Origin of the sequence: Xylanimonas protaetiae (assembly GCF_004135385.1) — a bacterium.
GTDB lineage: Bacteria > Actinomycetota > Actinomycetes > Actinomycetales > Cellulomonadaceae > Xylanimonas > Xylanimonas protaetiae.
On sequence record NZ_CP035493.1, the window covers coordinates 354,082 to 379,274 of the forward strand.

The 25,193-nt window shown below is 67.7% G+C and carries 22 protein-coding genes and 2 pseudogenes; 12 read left to right on the top strand and 12 right to left on the bottom strand.

From position 1 onward, the window contains the following. Nucleotides 1-60 precede the first annotated feature (60 nt). From ET471_RS01590 to ET471_RS01605, 4 genes are read left to right on the top strand one after another with little or no spacing between them, the layout of a single operon-like run. Nucleotides 61-1,026 carry a glycosyltransferase gene (locus tag ET471_RS01590; protein ID WP_165350357.1) on the top strand — a complete coding sequence of 322 codons (966 nt, stop codon included), beginning with the start codon at nucleotides 61-63 and terminating at the stop codon, nucleotides 1,024-1,026. A gap of 9 nt (nucleotides 1,027-1,035) precedes the next feature. Continuing rightward, nucleotides 1,036-1,770: a glycosyltransferase family 2 protein gene (locus ET471_RS01595; RefSeq protein WP_129186297.1), complete on the top strand. Its 735-nt coding sequence runs from the start codon at nucleotides 1,036-1,038 to the stop codon at nucleotides 1,768-1,770. Further along, the gene (locus tag ET471_RS01600) at nucleotides 1,770-2,165 is read left to right on the top strand and encodes a DUF2304 domain-containing protein (RefSeq protein WP_129186298.1); all 396 of its coding nucleotides are present in this window, start codon (nucleotides 1,770-1,772) and stop codon (nucleotides 2,163-2,165) included. The genes ET471_RS01595 and ET471_RS01600 overlap by 1 nt, the downstream gene beginning before the upstream one ends. Nucleotides 2,166-2,168: 3 nt before the next feature. Then, a complete protein-coding gene (locus ET471_RS01605; protein WP_129186299.1) occupies nucleotides 2,169-3,191 on the top strand; it encodes a glycosyltransferase family 2 protein in 1,023 nt (340 codons plus the stop codon). A 3-nt stretch (nucleotides 3,192-3,194) separates the two neighbouring features. Here the strand turns inward: ET471_RS01605 and ET471_RS01610 are convergent, their stop codons facing one another. Then, nucleotides 3,195-4,046, bottom strand: a complete 852-nt coding sequence (locus ET471_RS01610) for a glycosyltransferase family 2 protein (protein ID WP_129186300.1) — start codon at nucleotides 4,044-4,046, stop codon at nucleotides 3,195-3,197. Between the two features lie 41 nt (nucleotides 4,047-4,087). Here ET471_RS01610 and ET471_RS01615 point away from each other — a divergent pair, with 41 nt between their 5' ends. From ET471_RS01615 to ET471_RS01630, 4 genes are read left to right on the top strand one after another with little or no spacing between them, the layout of a single operon-like run. Next, a complete protein-coding gene (locus tag ET471_RS01615; protein WP_165350358.1) occupies nucleotides 4,088-5,326 on the top strand; it encodes a glycosyltransferase in 1,239 nt (412 codons plus the stop codon). Between the two features lie 3 nt (nucleotides 5,327-5,329). After that, nucleotides 5,330-6,577 carry a polysaccharide biosynthesis protein gene (locus ET471_RS01620; protein ID WP_129186302.1) on the top strand — a complete coding sequence of 416 codons (1,248 nt, stop codon included), beginning with the start codon at nucleotides 5,330-5,332 and terminating at the stop codon, nucleotides 6,575-6,577. Between the two features lie 59 nt (nucleotides 6,578-6,636). Further along, nucleotides 6,637-8,139, top strand: coding sequence for a DUF2142 domain-containing protein (locus tag ET471_RS01625; protein WP_165350359.1), 1,503 nt, complete (start codon nucleotides 6,637-6,639; stop codon nucleotides 8,137-8,139). A 6-nt stretch (nucleotides 8,140-8,145) separates the two neighbouring features. Beyond that, nucleotides 8,146-9,684 (top strand): ISL3 family transposase, encoded by a 1,539-nt coding sequence (locus ET471_RS01630; protein WP_129186304.1) that lies wholly within the window; start codon nucleotides 8,146-8,148, stop codon nucleotides 9,682-9,684. Between the two features lie 101 nt (nucleotides 9,685-9,785). Here ET471_RS01630 and ET471_RS01635 read toward each other — a convergent pair. The 6 genes and pseudogenes from ET471_RS01635 to ET471_RS01655 all read right to left on the bottom strand — a co-directional run. Beyond that, a pseudogene (locus ET471_RS01635) lies at nucleotides 9,786-10,097 on the bottom strand (integrase core domain-containing protein); the annotation flags it as partial. Between the two features lie 16 nt (nucleotides 10,098-10,113). Beyond that, nucleotides 10,114-11,625, bottom strand: coding sequence for an IS1634 family transposase (locus ET471_RS01640; RefSeq protein ID WP_425356565.1), 1,512 nt, complete (start codon nucleotides 11,623-11,625; stop codon nucleotides 10,114-10,116). Between the two features lie 81 nt (nucleotides 11,626-11,706). Continuing rightward, nucleotides 11,707-11,874: a hypothetical protein gene (locus tag ET471_RS17840; protein ID WP_165350361.1), complete on the bottom strand. Its 168-nt coding sequence runs from the start codon at nucleotides 11,872-11,874 to the stop codon at nucleotides 11,707-11,709. Between the two features lie 24 nt (nucleotides 11,875-11,898). Next, nucleotides 11,899-12,243: a transposase gene (locus tag ET471_RS01645; protein WP_129186306.1), complete on the bottom strand. Its 345-nt coding sequence runs from the start codon at nucleotides 12,241-12,243 to the stop codon at nucleotides 11,899-11,901. 147 nt (nucleotides 12,244-12,390) lie between these two features. Further along, a complete protein-coding gene (locus ET471_RS01650; RefSeq protein ID WP_129186307.1) occupies nucleotides 12,391-13,365 on the bottom strand; it encodes a glycosyltransferase family A protein in 975 nt (324 codons plus the stop codon). Beyond that, nucleotides 13,352-14,659 (bottom strand): rhamnosyltransferase WsaF family glycosyltransferase, encoded by a 1,308-nt coding sequence (locus ET471_RS01655; RefSeq protein WP_207207309.1) that lies wholly within the window; start codon nucleotides 14,657-14,659, stop codon nucleotides 13,352-13,354. The genes ET471_RS01650 and ET471_RS01655 overlap by 14 nt, the downstream gene beginning before the upstream one ends. 150 nt (nucleotides 14,660-14,809) lie before the next feature. Between ET471_RS01655 and ET471_RS01660 the strand changes: the two genes are divergently transcribed. From ET471_RS01660 to ET471_RS01670, 3 genes are read left to right on the top strand one after another with little or no spacing between them, the layout of a single operon-like run. Then, nucleotides 14,810-16,360 (top strand): DUF2142 domain-containing protein, encoded by a 1,551-nt coding sequence (locus ET471_RS01660; protein WP_165350362.1) that lies wholly within the window; start codon nucleotides 14,810-14,812, stop codon nucleotides 16,358-16,360. A gap of 13 nt (nucleotides 16,361-16,373) precedes the next feature. Beyond that, nucleotides 16,374-17,243, top strand: a complete 870-nt coding sequence (locus tag ET471_RS01665) for a glycosyltransferase (RefSeq protein WP_129186309.1) — start codon at nucleotides 16,374-16,376, stop codon at nucleotides 17,241-17,243. Nucleotides 17,244-17,272: 29 nt separating this feature from the next. After that, nucleotides 17,273-17,719 carry a hypothetical protein gene (locus ET471_RS01670; protein WP_129186310.1) on the top strand — a complete coding sequence of 149 codons (447 nt, stop codon included), beginning with the start codon at nucleotides 17,273-17,275 and terminating at the stop codon, nucleotides 17,717-17,719. Here the strand turns inward: ET471_RS01670 and ET471_RS01675 are convergent. The 4 genes from ET471_RS01675 to ET471_RS01690 all read right to left on the bottom strand — a co-directional run bounded on the left by ET471_RS01675 (nucleotide 17,716) and on the right by ET471_RS01690 (nucleotide 21,861). Next, entirely contained in the window at nucleotides 17,716-18,921 is a 1,206-nt protein-coding gene (locus ET471_RS01675) for an ABC transporter ATP-binding protein (RefSeq protein WP_129186311.1), read from the bottom strand. The two genes, ET471_RS01670 and ET471_RS01675, sit on opposite strands and share 4 nt — an antisense overlap. A 1-nt stretch (nucleotide 18,922) precedes the next feature. Continuing rightward, nucleotides 18,923-19,864: an ABC transporter permease gene (locus ET471_RS01680; RefSeq protein WP_129186312.1), complete on the bottom strand. Its 942-nt coding sequence runs from the start codon at nucleotides 19,862-19,864 to the stop codon at nucleotides 18,923-18,925. A gap of 69 nt (nucleotides 19,865-19,933) precedes the next feature. Beyond that, nucleotides 19,934-21,511: a glycosyltransferase family 2 protein gene (locus ET471_RS01685; RefSeq protein WP_129186313.1), complete on the bottom strand. Its 1,578-nt coding sequence runs from the start codon at nucleotides 21,509-21,511 to the stop codon at nucleotides 19,934-19,936. Next, nucleotides 21,508-21,861: a hypothetical protein gene (locus ET471_RS01690; protein ID WP_129186314.1), complete on the bottom strand. Its 354-nt coding sequence runs from the start codon at nucleotides 21,859-21,861 to the stop codon at nucleotides 21,508-21,510. Before ET471_RS01690 ends, ET471_RS01685 begins: the two co-directional genes overlap by 4 nt. Nucleotides 21,862-22,201: 340 nt before the next feature. On the opposite strand from ET471_RS01690, the gene ET471_RS01695 reads away from it, so the two are divergent. Continuing rightward, complete coding sequence (locus ET471_RS01695) at nucleotides 22,202-23,737, top strand: DUF2142 domain-containing protein (protein ID WP_129186315.1); 1,536 nt, start codon at nucleotides 22,202-22,204, stop codon at nucleotides 23,735-23,737. A 56-nt stretch (nucleotides 23,738-23,793) separates the two neighbouring features. Here the strand turns inward: ET471_RS01695 and ET471_RS01700 are convergent. Continuing rightward, a pseudogene (locus ET471_RS01700) lies at nucleotides 23,794-25,094 on the bottom strand (nucleotide sugar dehydrogenase). Between the last annotated feature and the right edge of the window lie 99 nt (nucleotides 25,095-25,193).

The window sequence follows — 25,193 nt, forward strand, 5'->3', positions numbered from 1 at the left end:
GTCAGAGGGCAACCCTACGCGGCACCCAGCGCGGACCGGCGGCCCGATAGCCTGGCTCCCGTGCTGACCTCCCCTCGCCGCGACCACGTGAGCGCCGTCGTCGTCGCGTTCCGGTCGGCGCCATATCTGGCCGCGTGCACGCAGGCGCTGCTGGCCGCGGGAGTCGATGACGTCGTCCTGGTCGACAACAACGACGACGACGACAGCGACGCCGCGGCGATCCGTGCGCTGTGCGACGCCTCCCCGGGCGTCGTGCGCCACATGAAGACGGGGCGCAACCTCGGCTTCGGCGGGGCGTGCAATGCCGGTGCGGCCACGGCGACCGACGCGGACGTGCTCTGGTTCGTCAACCCGGACACCGTGGCGGCGCCGGGCAGCGCGCGCACCCTCGTCGAGGCGATGCGTGCAGAGGGTTACGCCCTCGCCTCGCCGCTGCTCACCACGGGACCGCGCGGGCAAGAGACGATCTGGTTCGGCGGCGGTACGTTCGACCTGCGCGCAGGACGCGCCCGGCACGACCTGCTCGGCGCGCCGGCGGCCGCCGCCCCGACGACGCCGGTGGAGTGCACCTTCCTGACCGGGGCCGCGCTCGCCGTCACCCGGGACGCCTGGGCGGCCCTCGGCGGGTTCGCGAAAGAGTACTTCCTGTACTGGGAGGACTCGGACCTGTCGTGGCGTGCCACCCAGGCCGGGCTCCGCCTCGGGCTGGTGCCCGCCGCCGTCGTCTGGCACGCCGAGGGCGCGTCCAGCGCACAGGACGGCGACTCCGGGCGCAGCGCGGTCGGCTACTACTACCACGCACGCAACCGACTGCTCCTTGCCCGGCGGACGGGACACCTGCTCGGGTGGGCCGCAGGTGCCGGCCTGCTCGCCACTGTCAAGCCGGTCACGGCTGCGCTGCTGAAGGAGCGTTCAGGGCGCAAGTCGGTCGCCGCGCTGCGTGGCACGCTCGACGGGCTGGCAGGGCGCCACACCCGGCGGTATCACGCGTCCACCGCTCCACGACCTAGTGCACAACGACAGTAGGATTCCGGCGTGAACCCATCCCACGACCTGCGCGTGCTCGTCGTGCTGCCCGCCTGGAACGAGGCGGCCGCTATCGCCGCGGTCCTCGAAGAGGTGGCGACCACCTTGCCCTCAATGGACGTGCTCGTGGTCAACGACGGCTCCACCGACTCAACCTCCGCGGTCGCACGCGCTACGGGACACGCCACGGTGCTCGACCTGCCGCTGAACCTCGGCGTCGGCGGCGCGATGCGCGCGGGCTACAAGTACGCGCTGCGTCAGCGGTACGACGTCGCCGTCCAGCTCGACGCGGACGGCCAGCACGATCCGGCAGCGGTGCCGCGGCTGCTCGCGGCGCTGAACGACGGTGATGCCGACCTGGTCATCGGGGCCCGCTTCGCCGGCACCGGCACGTACGTCGTCGCAGGACCGCGTCGCTGGGCGATGCGGCTGCTCTCGTCGTCGCTGTCCCGCATCGTCGGCACGCGGCTGACGGACACGACGTCCGGTTTCAAGGCGTCAGGCCGTCGCGCCATCGAACTGTTCGCCCGTGACTACCCGGCCGAGTACCTCGGCGACACCGTCGAGGCGCTCGTCATCGCAGCCCGCGCAGGGCTCAACGTCACCCAGGTCGGGGTCGAGATGCGTGAGCGCGCAGCGGGGACGCCCTCGCACAACCCGTTCAAGGCCGCCGTCTACCTGGGCCGAGCAGTCCTCGCTCTCGCCGTGGCCCTGACCCGTCCCATCTCGCGGAGAGGTGCTTGATGTCCGGCTACTGGTTCGCGCTCACCGTCGCCATCGTCGTCGCCGTGCTGCTCATGGTGCTGCTGCGACAGCGGCGCCTGCGGGAGAAATACGCGGCAACGTGGCTGGTCCTCGCTGTCTTCGTCGTCGTGATCGGCGCCTTCCCCGACCTGGTCGCGTGGCTCGCCCGTGTGGTCGGCGTCGAGACGCCCTCCAACCTGCTCTTCGCCGGGGCGCTCGTCATCCTGCTGGGCGTGTGCGTCCATCTGAGCGTGGAGGCGACGACGCTGGAGGAGGAGACGCGGACGCTCGCCGAGGAGCTCGCGCTGCTCCGCGCCGACGTCGACAAGCTGAGCTCGGCCGCCTCCGTTCCTGCCGCCCCCGCACCGGTGCCGCCGGCGGCGCCCGAAGCCTGACGTATGCCCAAGCTGACGATCGTCATGCTCGCCTACGGCGAGGAGCCCTATCTCGGCGACGCCCTGGCCGCCGTGCTGGCGTCGGAGGGCGCCGAGCTCGAGCTGGTCCTCGTGGACAACGGCACGACGTCGGACGTCGTGCGCTCCCTGCCCGCGGACGACCGGATCACACTGCTGACCCCCGGCACGAACCTCGGGTTCACGGGCGGCGTGAACCTGGGTGCGCGGCACGCGCGCGGCACGTACGTCGGCACGGTGAACAGCGACGCGATCGTCGAGCCGGGAACGCTCGCTCTGCTCGTCGAGCACCTTGACAGACACCCCGATGTGGGCGTCGTGGGCGCCACGATCGTGCTCGCCGACGACCCAGGCACGATCAACTCGGCCGGGAACCCCTTGCACGTGCTGGGCTTGAGCTGGGCGGGGCAGATGGGCAAGCCCGTCGCGTCGCTTCCGGCGGTCGCCGACGTCGCGTCGGTGAGCGGGGCGACGATGGTGCTGCGCCGTAGCCTGTGGGAGGCGCTCGGCGGGTTCCCGGACCAGTTCTTCGCGTACTTCGAGGACATGGAGTTGAGCTGGCGCGCCCATCAGGCGGGCCTCGGCGTCCAGGTGCTCGGCGGCGCACGCGTGCGGCACCACTACGAGTTCTCGCGCAGCCCGCTCAAGATGTACCTCGTCGAACGGAACCGGTGGCTGTTCCTGCTGACGTGCTTCGAGAAGCGCACGCTCGCCGCAGTCGCGCTGCCGCTGCTCGCCTTCGAGCTCGCGCTGTCCGTGGTCGCCCTGGCGCAGGGCTGGGGCCGACAGAAGGCAGCCGGGTGGCGGTGGGTGCTCACGCACGCGCGCTGGATACGCGAGCGCCGGACGCTGGTGCAGCGCACGCGTACGGTGCCTGACGCGGCCCTGGTCAGGCTTTTCACCGCGACCTTCGACCCGGCGCAGACGCCGCTGCCCTCGGCCGCGGCACCCCTGGAGGGGCTGCTGCGCGGCTACTGGCGACTCGCGTCCCGGTTCGTCGCACGCTGACCGTCAGACCGGTCTGCCGGTGATCCCGCGGCGCCCTTCGCGCCAGCCCCGCCACGCATCGAGGACGTCGGGCGACCGACGGTGGAGCACCCGGTAGACGGCCTCCTCCGCCGTGCGTCGCGAAACAGCGCCCAGGTGCGGCACGAGCGGGAGACGCGCCTTGCGGGCAAAGAGCGTCATGTTGCGGATGCCGAGCCGCATGGGGTGCGCGCCGGGCTGCTGCTGCGCGACGACGGCCGGCGCGACGGCGACCTGAAACCCGGCCTGCCGGAGGCGCCACGAGGTGTCGACGTCCTCGAAGTACAGGAAGTACGCCTCGTCCAGCCACCCGATCCGGTCGAGCGCGGCCACGGAGTACATGACGATCGCGCCGTCGAGCCAGTCGACGGGATAGGGCTCGGTCACCGAGCGGGGCACGACGGTGTTCCACGCGCGGCCGCCACGGGTGAGCCGCCCCCCGGCGGTGAAGACGCGACTCGGGTCCGACACCCAGTGCAGCAGCGGGCCGACGGCGCCGGTGCCGTCGTCGTCGAGCGCGCCGCCGAGGCCCGTGCCGAGGTCCGGGCCGAACACGGCATCGTGCGTCAGGACGAGCAGTCGGCCGATGCCTCGCTGCACCACGAGGGCACGCGCGACGTTGACGGCGGCGCCATAGCCCGGGTTCTCGGGCCGGCGCACCAGCACCGTGCTCTGCGCGAGCGGGCTCGTCTCGACCACGTCCGCCGGGAGGTCGCCGCCGTTGTCGACGACGACGACGAGGGCCGGGGGGACGTTCTGTGCGCCGAGTCGCGCAAGGACGCCGGTCAGGAGCCCGGGGTCGCGGTAGCTGATGACGACGGTGGCGTAAGGTTCCATGTGCGCTGGCCTGTGATCGCGAAGGGATGAGGACAGACCCGATGCCGAGTAATGACCCCCGTTTTGCGGGGCCGAGGTCGCTCGCGAGCCTGACGAAGTATATAGCACACGAAGGAATCGCCCATGCGGGCGGCCAGTACGTGCTTCACCACTACGCAGCCCTGCGCGATCTCATCACCATTTCAGAAATCGCACCGGATACGCCGAGAAATCGGCATGCCATGACATTGCGGACCGATGTCGACGATATCGAGCTCGTCACCGGCCCGGGACTCTTCCGCGGCGGGCGGTTCAAGCAGCTGGGCGACCTGGAGTCGGCATGGTCCGGGAGCGCGGTCACGCAGGACGTGCGGCGGACGTTCGCGTCGGACGCCGCTCCGTGGCCCCTGCTGGAGCGCGCCGCCGGCATCGAACTCCACTGGTCAGAGCTCATGGCGCTCGCCCCCGCGGTGCGCCGCCGCCTCCCCCACGCCCGCCTGGTCGGCATCGCGCACGACGTCATCACGCAGCGCTGGGCGCGGGCCGCCGAGACGAGCTCGTGGCCCGTGTCACTGGCGTACCGGGTCGCGGCGGACCGGAGCCGTGCGCGCGAGCGCGAGTCGTTCGCGGCGCTCGACCTCGTCATCGCGTTCAGCGAGAAGGACGCCGCGCTGGTGCGCGAGATCTCGCCGCACACCCGCGCCGAGGTCGTGCTCCCCGGGCTGGGACCCGCTCCGGGCGAGATGCTCGCCCGCACCCCCGACGTCTCGGAACCCGTGGTCCTGTTCACAGGCGCGCTGAGCCGCCCCGACAACCACGAGGCGGTCACGTGGTTCCTCACGGAGGTATGGCCTTCCGTTCTCGCGCGGGTTCCCTCCGCCCGGTTCGTCGCGGCGGGCGCCCACCCCAAGCCCGCGCTCGAGAAGCTCGTCGCTCGGTCCGAGCGGGCGACGCTGACGGGATATGTCGACTCCCTCGAGCCGTACTACGCGTCCGCGAGCGTGTTCGTCGCGCCGATCTTCAACGGCGCAGGGGTCAAGTTCAAGACCATCGACGCACTCCTGCGCTCGGTGCCCGTGGTCGCAACCGACGTCGGGGCGGAAGGAATCGCGAACAGCGCCTCCTTGCTTTCCGTCGCAAACTCGCCGGGACCATTCTCGGACCTCGTCGCGGACGCTCTGACGAACCCCGACGATGCTCGCACCACCCATGCCGCAGCGTGGGCCAACGACACGTACGGGAACGCGGCCTTCACGCGGCGCCTGCGTGATCTCTACTCCGATCTCGGGATCATCGGCTGACGGATGAAGAAGATCCTCCAGCACGACCTCGTGCGCCGCAGCGCCCTGTTCACGCTGCCGGTCGTCGCGGCGGCGCTCGTCGGCCTCGTCTCGATCCCCGTCATCATGGGTCACGTCGGCGCGACGCAGTGGGGGCTCCTCGCCACGATCCAGGGCGCGTGCCTGGCGTTCAACCTCATGGTCGGCCTCGGGTGGGGAGCGACTGGACCGAGCATGGTGTCGGCCCTGCCGACGCGCGAGCGCAAGGCGACGTACGCCGAGTCGCTGCGCATCCGCGGGGTGGCGTTCGTGGTGATCGCGCCGCTCGCCGTCGTGGCGTGCACCGCCCTGACGGGTCTGCCGGTCAGCACCACACTGCTCGCCGTCCTGACCTATGTCGCTCCGGCGGCCAACGCGAGCTGGTACCTCATCGGTACCAACCGGCCGATCGCCCTGTTCGCGTTCGACGGCGCCCCCGCGACGCTCGGCCAGGTGGCGGGGCTCCTCGCCGTCGTCAGGTTCGGGACGCTCGACGCCTACCTCGCCGCCACGGCCGCCTTCACCCTCGTGGGAGTCGTCGGGTCTTCCCTCTACGTCCTGAGACGACCTGAGGACGGCCCCGCGCGCGGAGCGCACCGCCGCTGGCAGACGACCCTCAAGGCGCAGATCCCGGGTTTCGCGGCCGCGGCGTCGTGGACGGCCTGGTCGGCGCTGCCGATCGTCCTCGTCCAACTCATCGCACCCACGGCCGTCACGCTCTTCGGAGTCGCTGACCGGTTCCTCAAGTTCGGTGCCCTCGCGGTGGGCCCGGTGCTCCAGGCGGTGCAGGGCTGGCTCCCGGAGGCGGGGACGTCGTCCGTCCGGGTGCGCGCCCGCCAGGCGCTGCTCGTCGCAGGGGCGATGGGCGTCGTGGGCGGCGGAGCCATCGCCCTCCTGGCCCCCGCGGCCTCATCCCTGCTCACGGACGGCAAGGTGGTGCTCTCCTTCGGCATCGCCGCTCTCGTCGGTGCCGCCTTCCTCTTCGACGCCGTCTCGCACGTCACCGCAATGGCCGTGCTGGCTGCGATGCGGGCGCAGCGAGCGCTCGCCGCGTCGTCGGCGCTGAACATCGTCATCGGGCTTCCGCTGGTCGCCGCGATGACCGCGGCGTTCGGTGCGGTGGGCGCCGTCGGCGGGCTGGTGGTGGTCTCGCTCGCGATGGCACTGCTGAGGGTCGGAATCGCGCTTCGACGGATTCAGGTGGATGAGTTCACCACTAGGCTGAGCCCGTGAATTTCCCAAGACGCGCGAAGCGCCGACCTCCCCGCGCCCGTGCTGCCCTGTGGAGCGTCGTGCTGATCGTCGGAGCACTGCTTGCCTCCTTTGCGTGGGCGACGGCTTCGCCGCACGGGTCGTCACCCGACGAGGACTTTCACCTCACATCGATCTGGTGCCCGACGCCGCTCGACCAATCGTGCGCCACGAAGGTGCGCGACGACGGGACTACGCTGGTCGAGGTTCCCAGAGCGGTGTCCTATGCGTCGCTGTGCATCGCCTTCGACTCGTCTGCGTCGGGTGAGTGCGTCGCCGACCTCGACAAAGAGCCTGTTTGGGGCGCCCGTGTCGACAACGGTGGCTTTCCGGGCGGCTTCTACGACGTCATGCACTGGTTTGTGGGCCCCGATGTCGCCGCGTCGGTCATGACGATGCGCATAGCCAACGCAGTGCTCGCCATCGCTCTCTTTGCCGCCGTAACAGCACTATCGACGCCACAGGCGCGTCGCGTCCTGGTGTACGGCTACCTGACCATCTCCGTCCCGATGGCGATCTACCTGATCGCCTCGGTGAACCCGTCCGGCTGGGCCATCACGGGGGTCGCCGTTGCTTGGGCGGGCCTGCACGGGTTCCTCACCCAGCCGGAGCCACGGCGCCGCTACGCCCTCGCTGGCCTCGCTCTCACCGGTGCCGGACTCGCTGCCATGGCCCGTGCCGACGCTGGTGCGTTTCTCGGCGTGGTCGCTGCGGCGATCGTCGCACTGCACTTCCCCGCGCTCAGGACCAGGCTCCGCGACGTCTTGGCGCCCGTGCTCGTTGCCGTCATCGGCGTCATCGGGTTCCTCTACGGCGGCCAGTCCGGGGCGCTGGAGGGCGGGTTGGTGGTGAACCGCACTCCCGGCGGCCGCGCCCTGCTGGTGGACAACTTCCTAGGGCTTCCAGATCTGCTCATCGGTTCGCAGAAGGATGCGCTGAACTGGGTCGACACACCGGTCCCTGCGCTGACGTGGGTCCCGATCGTGCTCGCAGCCGGCGCGCTCGCGTTCCTCGGCCTGCGCGCGCTCAACCTGCCCAAGACCATTGCGCTGCTCGGCCTGGTCGGGGTGTACGTCGCACTCCCGCTTTATATGCTCCAGATCTCGGGCGCACCGGTGGGCACCTACGTACAGGCGCGCTATCTCACCCCACTTGTCCCGGTGATCATGGCGACCGCACTGTGGAACCCGCTGCAGCGACGAGTACCACGACTCACGTTCACACAGTCAGCCCTGGTCTTCGGCGCGCTTTCGATCGGGCACAGCGCTGTTCTGCATACCCAGATCCGCCGGTTCGTCACGGGGTTGGACGTGAGCTCCCCCAACTTGAACACCAACATCGAGTGGTGGGTGTCTCCCGTTTCACCGATGGCGACATGGATGGTCGGCAGCCTTGGGTTCGCGCTCCTCGCACTGTCGCTGTTCCTGGTGGGCCGCAACCTTCCCGGTGACGAGGTCGCCGGTGGAGTCGTCCGGGTCTGTCCAGTTTCCGGCTCTGTCGCACTTTCGGGGGAGGGTGGCGGTGCGCACCCGGTGCTGCCATGATCTGCCGTGCTCGATGCGAAGGTGCTGGTCAGGGCGGTGTTTCGAGGGTTGCGGGGTCTGGTGGTCGAGGACATCGCCGAGCGTGACGATGGGCTGGTCGTCACGCTCGTGACGTCGGGTGGCCCGGCGGTGTGCCCGATGTGCGCGACACCGTCTGCACGTGTCCACGATCGGGCGGTCCGCTGCCCGGCGGACCTTCCCGTGGCGGGCGTGCGGGTCGAGCTGCGGGTGCGGGTGCGGCGCCTGATCTGCCCGGTGGCGGCGTGTCCGCGGCGCACGTTCCGTGAGCAGATCCCGGGCGTTCTGGAGCGCTACCAGCGGCGCACGGCACGGCTGCACGCCGCGCTCGAGACGCTCACCGTCGAGCTGGCCGGCCGCGCCACCGTGCGCGTCGCCCCCGGGCTCGGGATCGACCTTCGGCGGGACACCGCGCTGCGGGTCCTGCGCTCCGTCGCGCTGCCGGATCTCGTGGTGCCTCGGGTGCTCGGGATCGACGACTTCGCGCTGCGCCGCGGCCAGGTCTACGCGACCGTGTTGATCGACGCCGAGACCGGCCGGCGCGTCGACGTCGTCGAGGGTCGCGGCGCCGACGTCGTCACCGCGTGGCTGCGCGAGCACCCAGGCGTGCAGGTTGTCACCCGGGACGGGTCGACCGTCTACGCCCAAGCCGTGCGCGAGGCCCTCCCGCACGCGGTTCAGGTCGCCGACCGGTGGCACCTGTGGCACAACCTGGCCGACGCGGCCGGAAAGGAAGTCGCCGCGCACGCCGCCTGCTGGGCGGCCGCGGCCGCGACCGGGATGCGCACCGGCCGCATCGCTGAGACCACCGCGCAGCGCTGGGCGCAGGTGCGCGAGCTGCGTGACGCCGGGGTCGGGCTGCTCGACTGCTCGCGCCGGCTCGGGATCGCGTTGAACACCGTCAAGCGGTACGACCGGGCCGCCAAGCCCGAGCAGATCACCCGCCCACCGCGCTACCGGACCACCCTGGTCGACCCCCACCGCGACCACCTGCGCCAGCGCCGACAGGACGACCCCGGGGTGAGCGTCCAACAGTTGCTCACCGAGATCCGCGCCCTCGGCTACGCAGGGAGCCAGAACCTGCTCTACCGGTACCTCAACCAGCAGCGGCACCTGGACACCGACCCGCACCTGTCACCACGACGGGCAACCCGACTGATGCTGACCAGGCCGTCGAACCTCACGGAGCGGCAGACCACCCGACTGGCCCGGCTCGTCGCGGCCTGCCCCGAGATGACGGCGCTTGGCGGCCTCGTGCGCTCGTTCGCGGCCCTCCTCGTCCCCGACCCCGCGAACGCCGACGCGCTGACGGTCTGGCTGGACCAGGCCCGCGCACTCGACCTGCCCCACGTCCACTCGTTCGTCCGCGGCGTCGAGCAGGACCACGACGCCGTCGTCGCCGCGCTCACCACGAGCTACCACAACGGGCGCACCGAGGGCGTCAACACGCGCACCAAGATGCTCAAACGACAGATGTACGGCAGAGCCGGTTTCGACCTCCTCCGCCACCGCATCCTGCACACCTGACCGCCACCCTCCCTCGAAAGTGCGACAGAGCCGAAGACCGTACAGACCCGAACAAGCGACCAGAGGGGCCTTGCCCCGTGTAGTGGACACGCGTTGGGTGGTTAGGCGGCCAGCCGCAGAGTAGCGGTGGTCGTGGTCTCGTAGGTGATCGGGCTGGTGTAGCCGCACCTGGAGTGGCGGCGGCGCTGGTTGTAGTGGTTGATCCAGCGGAACACGGTCCGGCGGGCGTGGCGTGGTCCGTCGTAGGCGTGGGCGCCGGCGAGGGTCTCGCGTTTCATCGTCGCGTTGAACGACTCCGCGAGGGCGTTGTCCGCGCTCGAGCCCACGGCGCCCATCGACTGGAGCACCCCGTGCCGGGCGCAGGCTGCCGCGTAGTCCTTGGACGTGTAGACCGACCCGTGGTCCGCGTGGAACCCGAGTTTGATCAGGTTAGTGTCCAGCGGTTCGAGCGTTGATGGCCTCGAGGACGGCGTGGAGGTCGTCGGGTAGTGGGTCGGCGGCCTTGATGGTGTGGTCGCCGAGGCTGATCTCGTAGGTGCGGTAGCGGCGGGCGGTCTTGACGAACTTCTTCAGGGACCAGCCGGTGGTCTCCTCGATCCACCTGCCCACGGCGATCGCGGCGAACACAATGGTCAGGTGCGCCTCGATTGAGTCGCGCGTCCTCGCGTAGATGGGGCGTGCGGCGAGGTCGGACTTCGCCATCCGGAACGACTTCTCGATCTGGAGCAGGCGGCGGTAGGCGCCGATGACCATCTCGGGGTTCGGGTTGGCGATGTTCGTGACGTAGCCCTTGATCCCGGCCAGCGCTCTGGCCTTGGCCTCCAGGTCGCGGTTCACCGCCTTGGTCGCACCGGTGAGCTGGACGAACCGGTTCCGCTTGACCGACGTTCTGCCGGCGACGGCGTCCTCGGCCTTGCGGACCTGTTCGTCGATGCCGTGCAGGGTGCGCCGGCCGCGGTCGTGGGAGTACTGGTAGTAGAAGACCTGGTCACGACGCTTATCGCTGGGTTGCGCGGGCCAGGGTTGGGTGAAGATGTGTCCGTCCGGGATGGGTTCGCCCGGGTGCTCCCTCTGCCACTTGTCGATCTGGTAGGGCACCTCGGGTGTCTTCGCGCCGAGGATGAACGAGAGTCCGGCGGCTTCGATCGCGCGCTTGTTCGCGTCCGAGATCATCCCGGCGTCCGCGACGATCACCACGTCGGGCAGGTGGTGGGCGGTCATGAACGCCTTGAGGGTGGGCAGCATCGTCGTGGTCTCGGCACGGTTGCCCTCGAACGCGTTCACCATCAGCGGGAACCCGGCGGCGTCGGTGAGCAGGCCGACGGTGATCTGCGGCTCGATGCGGCGTTCCTTGGAGAACCCGGACTCGCGGAACCCGTCGCCCTCGTGGGTCTCGAAGTACAGCGTGGTCACGTCGTAGAGCACGAGCGTGGCCGGGCCCAGGTTCGCGTGCCTGGCACACGCGGCGGCGAGCTGCTCACGCCACCCCTCGGCGGCGTAGACCCGCAGTCGGCGCGTGATCGTCGGGTAGGACACCGTCTCGATCCCGGCCTCGGCCAGCACGCGCAGCGAGTCGAACTTGCTGGTCGGCTCGATGATCCGGGCCAGGACCAGATGCCGGAACACCTCGTCGCCGCCCGAGGCCGGACCGAACCCGAGAACGTCGTACGCACTGGACAACGCGTCCCACAGGTGACCCATCCGCGAGGACGTGACGGGCAACGGGCCACCGGCCTGCGGCGGCGGCTGCAGACCGAGGTCGAGCTCGTCCTGCCCGCCCGCGAGGGCCTGCCGCGCGACCGTCTTCAACAGCTCGAGCTCGAGGTCATCGTGCGCGGACCCGATGTGCTTGATGTCCCGGGCGCCCTTGCGATTCGAGTACACGATCTGCACCGCCCGCGCGCCGGACGCGGTCGTCACAGTTCGGATGTGCGGAGCCACCACGTCACTCTAGGACCGCCGCTTAGTGCACAGATTCCAGCGCCCGCGCCCACGAACCCGCAGGTCAGCGACCCGCACCCGTCAGAACCGGCGATCCGTGATCAAAGTCGGGTCCTTCTTCTGCACCGCCACGATCCGTGCGGCCAGGGCGTCGTCGGCGGCCTGGCGGGCAGCCCTTGCCTCCGCTGCGGCGACCCACTTGTAGTACGAGGAACGGGCGATCTCGAGGACCTCGCACAGCCGCTTCACCTCGAAGGTGTCGGAGCAAGCGGCTCACCAGTTCGTCTCCGCGGCGAAATACTTCGCCGCCTTCTTCAGGATGTCCTTCTCGACCTCGGTGCGCTTGAGGTCTGCCTCCAGGCGTGCGACCTGGGCGCGCAGTCGGGCGTTCTCCTGCTCGGGCGTCTCGACCCCACCGCCACGAGACGACGGCGGCGACGTAACGGACGCCGAGGAGACCGAACGCACGGACACACCCGCCGTCTTGAGCCAACTCGACAACGTCGCGTCATGGATCCCGAGCTCGTCCGCGATCTGCTTGATCGTGGCGCCCGCCGTGCTCCGGTAGAGCTCGACCGCATCACTGCGGAACTCCTCGGAGTAGTTCTTCCTCGCCATGAGTGGATCTTCTCGCTTCCTCCAGGACGAACCTGGATCCAGCGTGTCCACTACTCGGGGTCAAGCCCCGAGCCTCCATCAGACCCAGGGCGGTTCAGTGTGATCTCAGCAGGGGTCTGTCGTCGATCCAAACGCTGCTTTACCGCACTAGGAACGCTTGCGCGCCTCGAGTGAGTGGTGGTGGGCGCCCTCGTACGCGAGAACCATGCCCTTCCAGCGGCTGTAGCGATAGGCCGGTGCCGTCAGGACGTACCGCACCTTCTGCTTCCACGTGTACTGCGAGTCGCGAAGGGTGAAGACGATGTCGCGTGCCGTCACGACGGTGAGCTCGCGCAGCAGCCACTTGCGTCCCGGGTGACCGAGCGTAATGCCGGTGGACTCAAGGCCCGCCCACTCGTCGAGGATGCGGCGCTTGTAGTCGCGCAGCGCTATGTCGTTAGAGTGGATAACCGCCGCAGCACCCGCATAGACCTTCACGTACCCGGCTTCGATGAGGTCAGTGCCAAATGCCTGGTCCTCTGCATAGGCGACGTCACGGTAGGGCACGTCGCCAAGCAGCGTCGAGCGACGCGCAGCGGAGCACACATCGGAGTAGAACTTGGCCCGCCCTAGATCGAGCGACTCGCCGTTGTACACGGTGTAGGTATGGTCGACACCCTGGGCAGCAAAGGCAGTCAGGATGTCACGCTTCTGGAGCGGGAAACAGCCTGGTCGCGGAACCTGCCTCCCAAGGACGCCCACGACGTTGTCTGCGACGGAGAACGCCGCAATCATGCGTTCCAGCCAATGCTCGCCTTCAGGAACGGCGTCCTGGCTGAGGTAGACCACAAACTCACCGTCAGCCAGCTCGGCCGCCTGCTGCCGCGTCCGGCCATGGGAGAACTCACTGTTAGGGATCTGCTTGACGGTCAGCCGTGGTTCACGTGCAGCGAACTCTTCAAGAACCCCGACTGAGCGGTCGGACGACCCCGAGTCGATGGCGAGCACGTTCCACTCGAATGGGGGTCGCTGTGCGAACAGCGCCGCGAGGGTCTCCTCCAGGTGATCGCCGACGCCGTTGTACACGGGGATGAAAACCGTCGCCCGCACGGCGCTCCGCCCGGGTGCGTCAGGCTGCGACACCGGTCACCCTCCCCACGATGATCTTCTCCACCTTCTCGACGCCCTGCTGCCACGAGCGGTCACCCACGGACGCCGCGATGTGCGCCGCCCAGCTCTCGGCGTCAGCTCGCTCCACCGCCCGGCTCAGTCCCGCCGCGAGGCTGGTCGGCAAAGCGTCCGTGTACTCGATGCCGTCGACGTGGCCGAGCACCATCGTGTTGTTCTCGCCTTCGTTCACCACTGCGACGCAGCCCGCCGCCACGAGTTCGAGCGGCAGCAGGGAGACATTCGTCAACGACAGGACCAGGCACGCGACAGACTCGTGGTAGATCTCGGCGAGCTGGTGCTCCTCGACAAGGCCGAGGTTCGTGTGCGGGAACGGAACGTGCCAACCCACGAGGTCGGAGCCGAAGATCACGATCTCGTACTCAGGGTGGCGGTTGGCGAAGACTTCCAGGGCAAGCATGCCCAGTTCGAACCCACGACGTTCCGTGGACGGCCGGGCGTAGAACGCGATCTGCTTCTTCTTGGTTACAACCGCTCCTGAGGGCGGCGCGTAGACGTCCAGGTCTGCTCCGAAGTCGAACCAGTCTGCCTCCATGCCGTACTCCGCGACGCGCTGCGTGAGCCACTTGCCGGCCGTGATGCCGTAGAACCCGAACCGGTACGTTGCCTCCGCAAGCTTGTAACGGGACCCGACGCCGAAGAACGACGGCTCGAAATCCTGCACAAAGTAGAACTTGTGCGCGGTGTCGGGGGCGTTGTACACGCCGTACGCCGTCTCCCAGCTCGTAGCGATGATGACGTCGGCACCGCCGAGCTCGTCCATGCCGACCACATCGACATCGAGCCCATACGACTTCTTCAGCATGGCACGCGCCGCGTCGGAGGTCTGCGGCATCGTGTTGTTCTCGTACACGGCGAACGACACGTCATGGCCTTGGGCCTGGAAGTACTTGGCGAAGCGGGAGATCGTCGTGTGCCCACCGCCACGCGCACCGACAGGCGGCGTCACCCACACGATGGAGAGCCGAGCGCCCGGTTCACGAAGCGAGGGAGTCGCTGCGGGCTTGTCGAGATCGACGGTGAGGACGTCGGCGAGCTGGGGCATCAGCGGGAGCTTGCCGAGTTCATGGCGGTGGCTCACCAACGACACTGCCGCCACGGCTGTGTCACCGACACGCCCGCGGACCAGCATCGTGGCCTTGCGGACGAGCGAGCCGACACCCTCCTGACGCACAGTGCGCACCGACGCTCGCGACAGTCGTCGGACGGTGTTCAACATCGACATGGCCACGAGTAGGGTCTCCTTCATGATCGCGGATCATCCGACAGCACAGACTGCACACGCGTCGTGAGCGTCGGGACTGATCCTATGCAACCCGGCTGACCCCATCCGCCGGTTGTCCACCGTGCGATCTGCCAGCGGACCGCGGCGATGACATTCCGCCAGTACCCTTCTACGGTGACCGCCCCGCACACTGGCTTGCGCCAGGACATCCGCTCGCCGCGCCGGCCATCGTCGAAAACTCTCGTCTGGGCTCTGCTGCTCGTCGTGGGCGCGCTGCTCGTGGTCATCGCCTGGGCGACGGCGTCGCCGCCCGGGTCATCCCCGGACGAGGACTTCCATCTCGCCTCAATCTGGTGCCCGACTCCGCTCGATGGTTCGTGCGACACGCGCATCGCTGAAGGAGAACTGCAACCGGGCGAGTCGCGCACCCAGGTCTTGGTCCCGCAGGTCGTGCTTGCGTCTGCCATCTGTACTGCATTCCACCCCGAGAACTCCGGGGCCTGCGTCGATGACCTCACCAACAACCTGTACTGGACAGGTCGCGTGGACAACGGGCTGTACCCGGGCGGCTTCTACGACGTCATGCACTGGTTCGTCGGTCCCGACGTCCAAGCCTCAGTCACCACGATGAGGATTGCGAACGGTGTGCTGGCCATCGCGCTCTTCACCGCAACCGCCCTGCTGCTTCCGCGGCCTTCACGACGCCTCGTCACCTATGGGTACCTCGCCGTATCTGTGCCGATGGCGACATATCTGATCGCCTCCATCAACCCGTCTGGCTGGGCCTTCACAGGGGTCGCCGTGGCCTGGGCCGGCATGCATGGCTTCGTCACGCAACCGCACCGCAGGCGGCGCTACGCCCTCGCGGGGCTCGCTCTCGTCGGGGCCTTGATCGGAGCTCTAGCCCGCGCGGACGCCGGCGCATACCTCGGGGTTGCCGCAGCCGGGATCGTCGCCCTCCACTTCCGATCAGTCAAGGAAAAGTTGTGGATCGTGGCACTCCCGGCGGCTGTCACTTTCATCGGCCTCATCGGGTTCCTGTCTGCCAGTCAGACCGACGCGCTCGGCGGAATGGCAGGAACAACAGGTCCGGGCGACGGGGATCTCCTCTTCTCGAACGTCCTCGCGTTGCCTCAGCTGCTGATCGGCGCACAGGCCGAGGCCCTCAACTGGGTCGACACACCTGTTCCGGCCATCGTCTGGGTCCCGGGCGTCCTGCTGGCCGGTGCGCTGGCACTCTTCGGGATGCGTTCCGTCGAACTACCTAAGGGCCTTGCCCTGTTCGGGCTTGTCAGCGTGTACGTCGTCCTGCCTGTGCTCCTCCTGCAGCGCTCCGGCATGTGGGTCGGCGTGGAGGTGCAGGCACGATACATCGCGCCCTTGGTACCCGTGATCATGGCGACGGCCCTGTGGAACCCATCCTCCCGAGGCACGTTCCGGCTCACCGTTCCGCAGACTATCCTCGCGTACCTCACGCTGGTCGTCGGGAACAGCGTCATGCTGCACGTGCAGATTCGCAGGTTCGTCACCGGGCTCGACGTCCACGGACTCAACCTCAGCCGGTACGTCGAGTGGTGGGCGTCGCCGATCAGTCCCATGTTCACCTGGTTGCTGGGCAGTCTCGGATTCGCAATGCTCGCTGCCGCGCTCTTCCTGGTGCGGCGCCCCGACACCGCAGGCAGCGCACAGCCCGAGATCGAACGCCCTGCGTTCGCGGAAGCCTAGGTGGCGCGACCACATGACCAAGATCATCGTCCTGGCACCCGTGGGGGGTACGTCCAACGGCGCCGACATCGCGGCAAACCACCAGATCGTCCACCTCCGGGCGCTCGGCCACGACGTCACTCTTGTCGTCCGGGTTCCACACACTGCCGAGTACGCGCGGTTCCTCGACGACCATGGCATTGCGTCACATGTCCTCGACTATGGTTGGTGGGGCGATCTGGCGGAGGACGGCCAGGCAATGCGCGACGCCGCTGTAGTCGGCGCACTTGCGGTCCTGCTCGACCGCGAACGCTTCGATGTCGCGATCACCAACACGGTTCACATGCCTTGGCTCGCCATCGCCGCGGCTGGTGCCGGCGTGCCGCACTTGTGGCTCATCCACGAGTTCCCGAGCGGGCAGTTCGCCTCGACCCGGGCGGCATACCCATTCGTTGAGGCGTTCTCCAACGAGATCCTTGCCGCAAGCCCGCTCCTCGCCCGGGAGCTCTCGGAGTACGTCAGTCACACACCGGTCAACTACTTCCTGCCGTACACCGACGCGCCCGGTCTCGCACCAGGCGGCGGTAACGGGGCCCCGCGGCTCGTTTCCGTCAATCATGTCAGCGAAGGCAAGAACACCCTTGAGCTCGTCAAGGTGTACGAACTGGTCCGCCGTCGGTTTCCGGAACTAACTCTTGAGATTCGGGGCGGCGTCAATGAACCCGCGTACGCCGACGTCGTCCGCACCTACATCGCCGAGCGAGGGCTTGGCGGCGTGACTTTCGCGTCCGACCCGGCAGCGAACTGGGCGGGAGTGCGTCAGAATGACGTGGTCGTGCACACGTCGCACCTCGAGACCTTCTCCCTAACCTTGACCGAGACGCTCAAGGGGGCTTTGCCATAGTCGCCGCGACCAATCCAGCGACCAGAGCGATGATCGACCTTGGCTTCCTGGACGATGCGGACGTGTACCCAGCCGGCGACGTCGAGGCCGGGGCCGAGCGGATCGCTGCCAAGCTTGCAGACATCGCGGCCGCGCACGACAAGGCGGCAGACGTGCAGCAGCGGGTCCTCGATGATCTGACACTGCCTCGGGTTACCCAGCCGCTGGTCGACGCGATCGACCGTGCAACCACGCCGCAGCAGCCCCAGATCCAGCTTGTGGCCGCGTTGTTCCGCGCCACCGACCATCTCGCCGTCGAACGCGACGCCTGGTCTGCGCGCGCCAGGTCAGCAGAGGCCGAACGTCTGGCATGGGTAGAGCGGGCTAGGGTCGCAGAGGAAGAGTTGAGCGCGATCACAGCCTCGCGCACTTGGCGCGCGACCCGTACCCTCTCTCGGGCGCTTGCCGCAGTCCGGCGCGCGCGACACGGACACTAACCCAGCGGAACCTCGCGCCACCGCGCGTCCGCGCGGATGATCCCGAGGGATCGCCCGTCGCCACGCACACTGAACCGGCACGCAGCAGGAACGAAGTGGACCTCTGCGCCGTCCGCCGTCCCGATACCGCAAGTGACTAGGTAGTCACCCTCGTTGAGACCCATGGCGCTGAGGTGGATTGCCCACTTGTTCGTTCCGCGGCGAACGAAGACCTTCGTGCCGAGCAGTGTCGTCGTCGTCGAGTACACCGGGTGCCCCATCGGCGTCGTCACGCCGACACTGATGACGGCATCGTCGAATGCGACAGGCGACGCAAGCTGCATCGTGACCTCGACACCCTCGTCCGGGCCGAGTTCGGGCTCGCCACCGTGGCCGGAGTCCGCCCAGAGCGCGATCCCCTCGAACCGCGCAGCAAGTTCCGGCCGGTCCTCGGCCTGCTCAGCCGCAAGGCGGGAGCGCTCTTCCTGACGCTCCTCCTCCCAGTCGGCCCGAAGCTTCTGAAGCGCTGTCAGTGGCTCGTCGTCGGACACGATCCGGCCGTGGTCGAGGACGACAGCGCGGTCACAGAACTCGTTGACCTGGTCCAGACCGTGGGTCACGAGCACAATCGTCCGGCCCTCGGCCTGGAACTGACGGATCCGCTCCAAGCACTTACGCTGAAACGGCTCGTCGCCGACGGCCAATACCTCGTCCACAAGCAGGATGTCAGGGTCGACGTGAATGGCGACGGCGAATGCGAGCCGCACATACATGCCTGAAGAGTAGAACTTCACCTGGGTATCAATGAACTCCTCGATCCCCGAGAAGTCGACGATCGCATCGAAGTACTTGTCGATCTCCTGGCGGCTGATACCTAGGATCGAGGCGTTGAGGTAGACGTTCTCTCGTCCGGTGAGGTCGGGGTGGAACCCCGCGCCCAGCTCGAGGAGCGCCGCGAGCCGACCCCGGAGGCTGACCGAGCCTGTGTCGGGTTGAAGAATGCCGCCGATCATCTTCAGCAGCGTCGACTTGCCCGAGCCATTGTGGCCGACGAGCCCGATCGTCGTACCAGCCTCGATAGTAAGCGACACGTCCTGCAGCGCCCAAAACTCCTCCTTGTGGAGCTGAGAGCGCCCGAAGTTGACGATACGTTCCTTGAGCGACTTCTCCTTGCGAACCGTGAACTTCTTCGACAGGTCGGCGATCTCGATGACTGACGTCACGTCACAGCTCCTGGGCGAGGTTGGCCTGCAGGCGGGCGAAGATCCGCTGAGCGACCCACAGGAAGATGATTCCGACGACAGCGACGATGGTCAGCCGGAGACCAAGGTGCGACACCTGCGGCAGCGGGTTGTCTGGTGTGCCGTCCCCGGCAACCCAGAACGTCCTCTGGAAGCCGAGCACAGCGGTCGTCGCGGGGTTGGACAGATAGATGTTCATGAGCAGCCTCGCGACGGGCTCGGAGACCCAACCCTGCAACGAGCTCTGGACAAAGGTCCACGAGTACACGATGGGCGACGCCCAGAAGAAGATCATGATCGCGATCTCGACGAGGTACTGGACATCGCGGAGATAGACGTTCACCGCGGCCAGGATCAGACCGATAGCTGTTCCCCAGGCGAACAGCACAACGAGCGACAGAGGGAAGTAGATCCATCGAGCGCCCGTCGGGAACTCGCCGAAAAATGTCACGGCAGCGAAGAGCACAACGAGCTGGACTGCAAAGTTGAACGCCGCTGAACCGATCGCCGCGAGCGGGAACACTTCTCGCGGCATGTAGACCTTCTTGACCAGACCCGCGTTGTTGACGACCGACCCGGTCGCGGCGGAAACTGCCTCCGAGAAGAACCCCCATGCCGTGAGGCTCGAGTAGATGAAGACGGCGAAGCCCGGGAGTCCGCGAGCTTGACCGAGAAACTGGCCGAGCACCACGTAGTAGATGAGGAGCATCGCAAGCGGTCGCGCGAGGCTCCAGAGGAAGCCCAACGCCGAGTCCTTGTACCGCGCTTTGAGCTCTCGCCGAACGAGCAGGTCGAGGAGTTCCCTATGGGCGACGACGTCCTTGATCGATGCGATGGTCCCGCCGACGAAGCCCTTGCGCGGTCCGGCAGGACGCATCGGCTCCAGGGCAAGCGCAGCCGCGCGGTCCGGTACTTCGGTGGTCATGGGTGACCGCTCCTTCTGAACTGATCTGGGGTGGGCGCGACCCCGGCGCAGCACTCTAGCGTGCAGCGGTCAGCCGGGAAGAATCCCTGGCATGTAGAGGTCAAGGCTTTGCGGGAGAGCCCAGCGGTCCGTCATGAAGTCGACCTCGTAGTCGAAGACCTCGACGACACGCGTCTGCGACTCAAAGTGGTACGCCGTCGCGTCGTGGACCCACACCGCGCTCAGCCCGAGCTGTCGGACCTTGAGGCTGAAGTCGACGTCGTTGAAGTTCGCCGGAAGTCGCTCCGTGAACCCTCCGACGGCTTGGTACGTCGCCCGGGTCAAGGCAAGGCACGCGCCCGTCACGGCACTGGTCTCACGACTCACCTTGAGCACAGCGTTGGGGCCCGGTTCGTCGCCCGGTGTGAACCGCAAGGGGTGGCAGAAGTACCGCGTCCACACTCCGAGCCCGGCGTGCTGGATGGTGCCATCCGCGTAGAGCAGCCTGGCACCGGTCACCCCAATACCCCGCTCCGACAGCGGCGCCACGAGCCGAGGGATCAGCCCGGGCTCGAGAAGCTCGACGTCGTCGTTCATCATGACGATCACCTCACCATGCGAGGCGACAAACCCGTCGTTGCACTTCTTGGAGTAGTTGAAGGGCTCCGTAAACTCGAGGAGCACCAGGCGGTCGCCCGCCACGCGCCGAAGCTCGTCGAGCACATCAGATGGCGTGGGCGTGTCATATACGACGACGATCTCGATGTTCTCATGGCCGCCGAACTCGACGAGCGATCGCACGGCTTCCACGACGAAGACCCGCTCGCTGCCCCAGACATACCCAGTTCCGCCTCGCGTCGGGATGATGATCGAGACGAGCAGGTCCGCAGGAAGCGGGTCGTAGAGCACCTTGTAGCAGCTCGCCCAGTCGCCGTACTCGGCGTGGGCCGACACCCCGAGCCGCTGCAGGTGCTCATCGACAGCCTTGCGACCGGCGACCCACGCGTACGGCTTCGCGTCGACGTCGCCGGCGGCCGAACCTGGCACCACCCGCCAGTGGTAGAGAACCTCGGGTACATGGACGATCTCACGCGCCCGCTCTGTGACGCGCAGGGCGAGGTCGTGGTCTTGCGACCCCTCGAACCCGGGGCGGAACGCGCCGAGATCTCGCACAAGCGACGTCCGGAGCACCTGGAGGTGACCGGTGTACATCTGACCCCGAAGGAGGACAGGAGACCACTCGGGCTTGCGGAAGTGGTCGTAGTGCCGTCCGTCGGTGCCGATCTTGTCCTCGTCTGAGTACAGGTAGTCCGCTCGGGGGCGCTCGTGGATTGCGGCGCGCATCCGCTCTAGCGCCGTGGGTGCGAGCTGGTCGTCGTGGTCCACGAGCGCGATGAACTCCCCCCGCGCTCGAGCGACGGCGTCGTTCGACGCAGCCACGATGTGCCCGTTGGACTCGCGCTCGACCACGATGATGCGCTCGTCGCGCGCAGCCGCAGCACGGAGAATCATGCGGACCTCGGGGTTCGTCGAGGCGTCGTCTACAGCAACAAGCTCCCAGTCCAGAAATGTCTGCGCCAGTACCGAATCGATCATCTCTGTCAACGCCTGGACGGGCGGGTCGAAGACAGGGGTGACAATCGAGAACAGCGGAGCCGTCCCTGTCACTTGGCGAGCCTCTTCACCAGGCGGACCGGGGAGGTGGCAAGGCGCCCAAGCTTCATCGAGCGGGAGGCGAGCAAGGAGGCGACCCGCCCTTCAAGGGAGGCGATCTCCGCACGCAGGACCGCCGTGTCTGCGCGCAGCGCATCCGACTGCCTGCGCAGTTCGTCGACCTCGCCACGCAAGCGGTCAGCCTCGGCCATGGCTCTCGTCTCGGACTCGGCCTTGACCTCTGCCTCGTACCGGGCGACGACGAGGTCTCTGCGCAACCGGCCGACGGTCGCCTCTAGGCCGATGACGTGGTCGCGAAACACGAGCGCCTCCCGTGCTCCAAGACTGGCGATCTCGCGGTCCACTTGAGCTGTCCGCTCACCTTGTACGGGCCCAAACTCCACGCAGCGAGACTACCTTGCGAGGCGCTTGGCCAGAGACACAGACGGCAGAACGAACACACGATGTGTCGTGCGCCCCACCTGAGGCAACCGACATACGCCGGTGCCTCCTCGCGTCGGCCGCGTGATCGTATGATGCGGACGTACGCGCCCCCTCCGTCTGGAGTCCCTGCATGCCCGAGTCCATCGCTCTCGCCAACGCGGTCGCATACCCGCAGTACCAGCCCGCGTGAGGCGCTCAAAGACGGCTCCGGCGGGTTCGGCGGGCGCCACTCGACGGGCCGCATTGACAAGGCGGGCACACATGGGTTCGAAGCTCGGGCGTGGACGCGTCACGCGCGTCACGGCCGGGCTTGCCCTCATTGCCGCGGCGCTGCTAACCGTCGTCGCATGGTCGACATCGTCGCCTGTCGGGTCCTTCCCCGACGAGGACTTCCACCTGGCAAGCATCTGGTGCCCGTCGCTGACCGGCGAGGTCTGCAACGTCAACCATCCCACCACGGGCCGCACCGAGGTGGAGATCCCGAAGAGGCTACGTCAGCCGTGGTTCTGCTATGGCGTGTCGACCGACGAGTCAGCCGCCTGCTCGTTCGACGTCGGCGATGGAACCGAATGGTGGGGCAGGGTCAACGACGGCGAGTACCTCGGCATCTACTACACCGTGCTTCACAACCTGGTCGGCCCGAACGTCTTCCGGTCGGTAGTCGCGATCCGACTTTTCAACGGGACACTCGCTGTCCTGCTCATCGGAGCGATCGCCGCGCTGCTGCCGCAGGGCGGGCGGCGGTGGATGGCATTGTCAGTCCTACCCGTCTCCGTCCCTTTCGTCGTCTCGCTCATCAGCTCCGTCAACCCGTCAAGCTGGGCAGTGAGCGGCACGATTGCCGCGTGGTTCAGCCTCAACGGCGCGCTCCGAGCGCCGGAACGATGGCGACGCGTCGCCCTTGGGAGCCTCGGCATCGTTGGCGCGGCCATGGCGGCGGTAGCACGCGCAGATGCCGCGGCGTTCCTGGTGGTCATGCTGTGCGCCGTCGTTGCCCTCAACTTCTACCGATCACGGCGATGGGTGATTCCTGCGGTGTGTGCAGTCGCCGTCGTGATCCTCGCCGCGATCGGATTCCTCGGCGCCGCCAACTCAGGTTCCATACAATCCGGGTTCGGATCACACCCAATTGGATCCGGCGAAGTCGACCCCGCGACCGGGCTGCCGATGCCCCCGTACAGCCGGCTGCTGTCAACGCTCTTCGCTCTTCCCGCGATACAGCTCGAGTTCTTCTCGCAACTCGCGCAGGGGGTCCAAGCACCATCGTTGGTGTACGTGTTCATGGTGGCCACCGCCGGGGGCGTCTTCTTCGCGGGCCTCCGCACAATGAACCTGCGCAAGGCCGTCGCGCTCAGCGGGACCATGCTGGTCTACGTGGCAATCCCCATCTACTTCCTCCAGCTCTCGTCCGGCTACCAGAGCCGCTACACCCTGCCGCTCGTCCCCGTCATTCTCGCCATTGCGGTCTCCCGCGCTGCCGACTCCGGATGGTCGATCCGACTGACGCGAACGCAGGCCGCCTCCGCCTACATCCTGATCGTGGTGGCCCACTCCGTTGCCCTGCACACATTCATCCGTCGGTACGTGACAGGCCTCGACGTGCTGCAGTTGAATCTCAACGCACAAGTCGAGTGGTGGCACGCCGGCCCGTCCCCGATGGCGACCTGGCTGGTCGGCTCGCTGGCGTTTGCCGCCCTCGGCTTCCCGCTTGTACACGGCAGCGGACGCCAGGCGCCGGGCGGGGACGTCGCTGGCGAGAAAGCCCTTCGTCTTCCCGCGACGGAGTCGGTCAGGTAGGCCACCGCCCGGCAGGCGGGCACGACGCTTTCGACAGGTGGGCGGCGGACCTCAAGTCAGGCGCGCGATCCCTCGCCGAGCACGATGCGGGGCGTCCCTGCCCAGAGGGCGCCGTCCGTGACACGACGCCCATCGACGAGAAGCCGCACGCCCGGGATGTCCGCGGGCGTCAGCGTTCGGTAATCGGCGTGATCGGTCTGCACCACCGCAAGATGGGCCGGCTCACCCGTGTGGTAGACGTCGAAACCGAGCTTCAGCAGTTCCGCATCAGTGAAGAGCGGGTCGTGAACGAGCACTTGAGCGCCGCGCCTGCGCAGCGCGTCGGACGTCGCGAACACACCGGACAACGCAGTCTCTTTCACTCCGCTGCGGTACGCCGCGCCCAGCACGACGGCCCGAAGGCCGCTCAGGTCGCCGAGGATCTCCTCGGCGCGCGAGACCATGCGTTCTGGCATCTCCGCGTTGACCCGGCGAGCGTCGCGCACAATCGTCGCGTCAGGGTCCACTGACAGGTAGAGGCGCGGGTACACAGGAATACAGTGACCGCCGACTGCGATCCCGGGGCGGTGGATGTGGCTGTAGGGCTGTGAGTTGCAGGCCTCGATGACCGCGTACACATCGAGTCCCACCTTGTCGGCGAAGAGCGCGAACTGGTTCGCGAGGCCGATGTTGACGTCACGGAACGTGGTCTCGGCGAGCTTCGCAAGCTCGGATGCTTCGGCTGAACCGAGATCCCAGACGCCGTTCGGTCGGGCCAGATCAGTACGTTCGTCGAAGTCGAGAACCGCCTCGTAGAATGCGCGCGCGCGCTGGGCGCCGACTGCGCTGAGTCCCCCGACGAGCTTCGGATACCTGCGGAGGTCGGCGAACACGCGACCGGTGAGGACCCGCTCGGGCGAGAAGACCAAGTGGAAGTCCTCCCCTTCCTTGAGGCCGGAGATCTCTTCGATCATCGGCATCCACCGGTGACGCGTGGTGCCAACGGGCAAGGTTGTCTCGTAAGACACCAGTGTGCCCGGGGTCAGGTGCGCGGCGAGCGACTTCGTGGCCTCGTCCATCCACCCGAAGTCCGGCTGGGCTGTCTCCTCATCGACGAAGAGCGGTACGACGAGCACGACTGCGTCGGCGCCCGGTACGGCGTCACCGTAGTCGGTGGTGGCGCGAAGGCGGCCGGCAGGGACAAGCTCAGCGAGCTTCTCGGCCAGGTGTGCCTCCCCGGGAATGGCTCTCTTCCTGCGTTCACCGTCGCGACGGTCTCGTTATTCACATCGACACCGACAACCTCATGGCCCTTGCTCGCGAACTGCGCGGCCAGCGGGAGTCCAATCTTGCCCAGAGCGATGACGGCAATGCGCATCAAGGGGTCCTTCCGGAGAGGAGGCGGCAGGGGTCCGGCTTATTCGTCGGGACGGGCGCGTTCGTGGCTGCAAGACGTCGCCAACGGTCCACCAGCAGG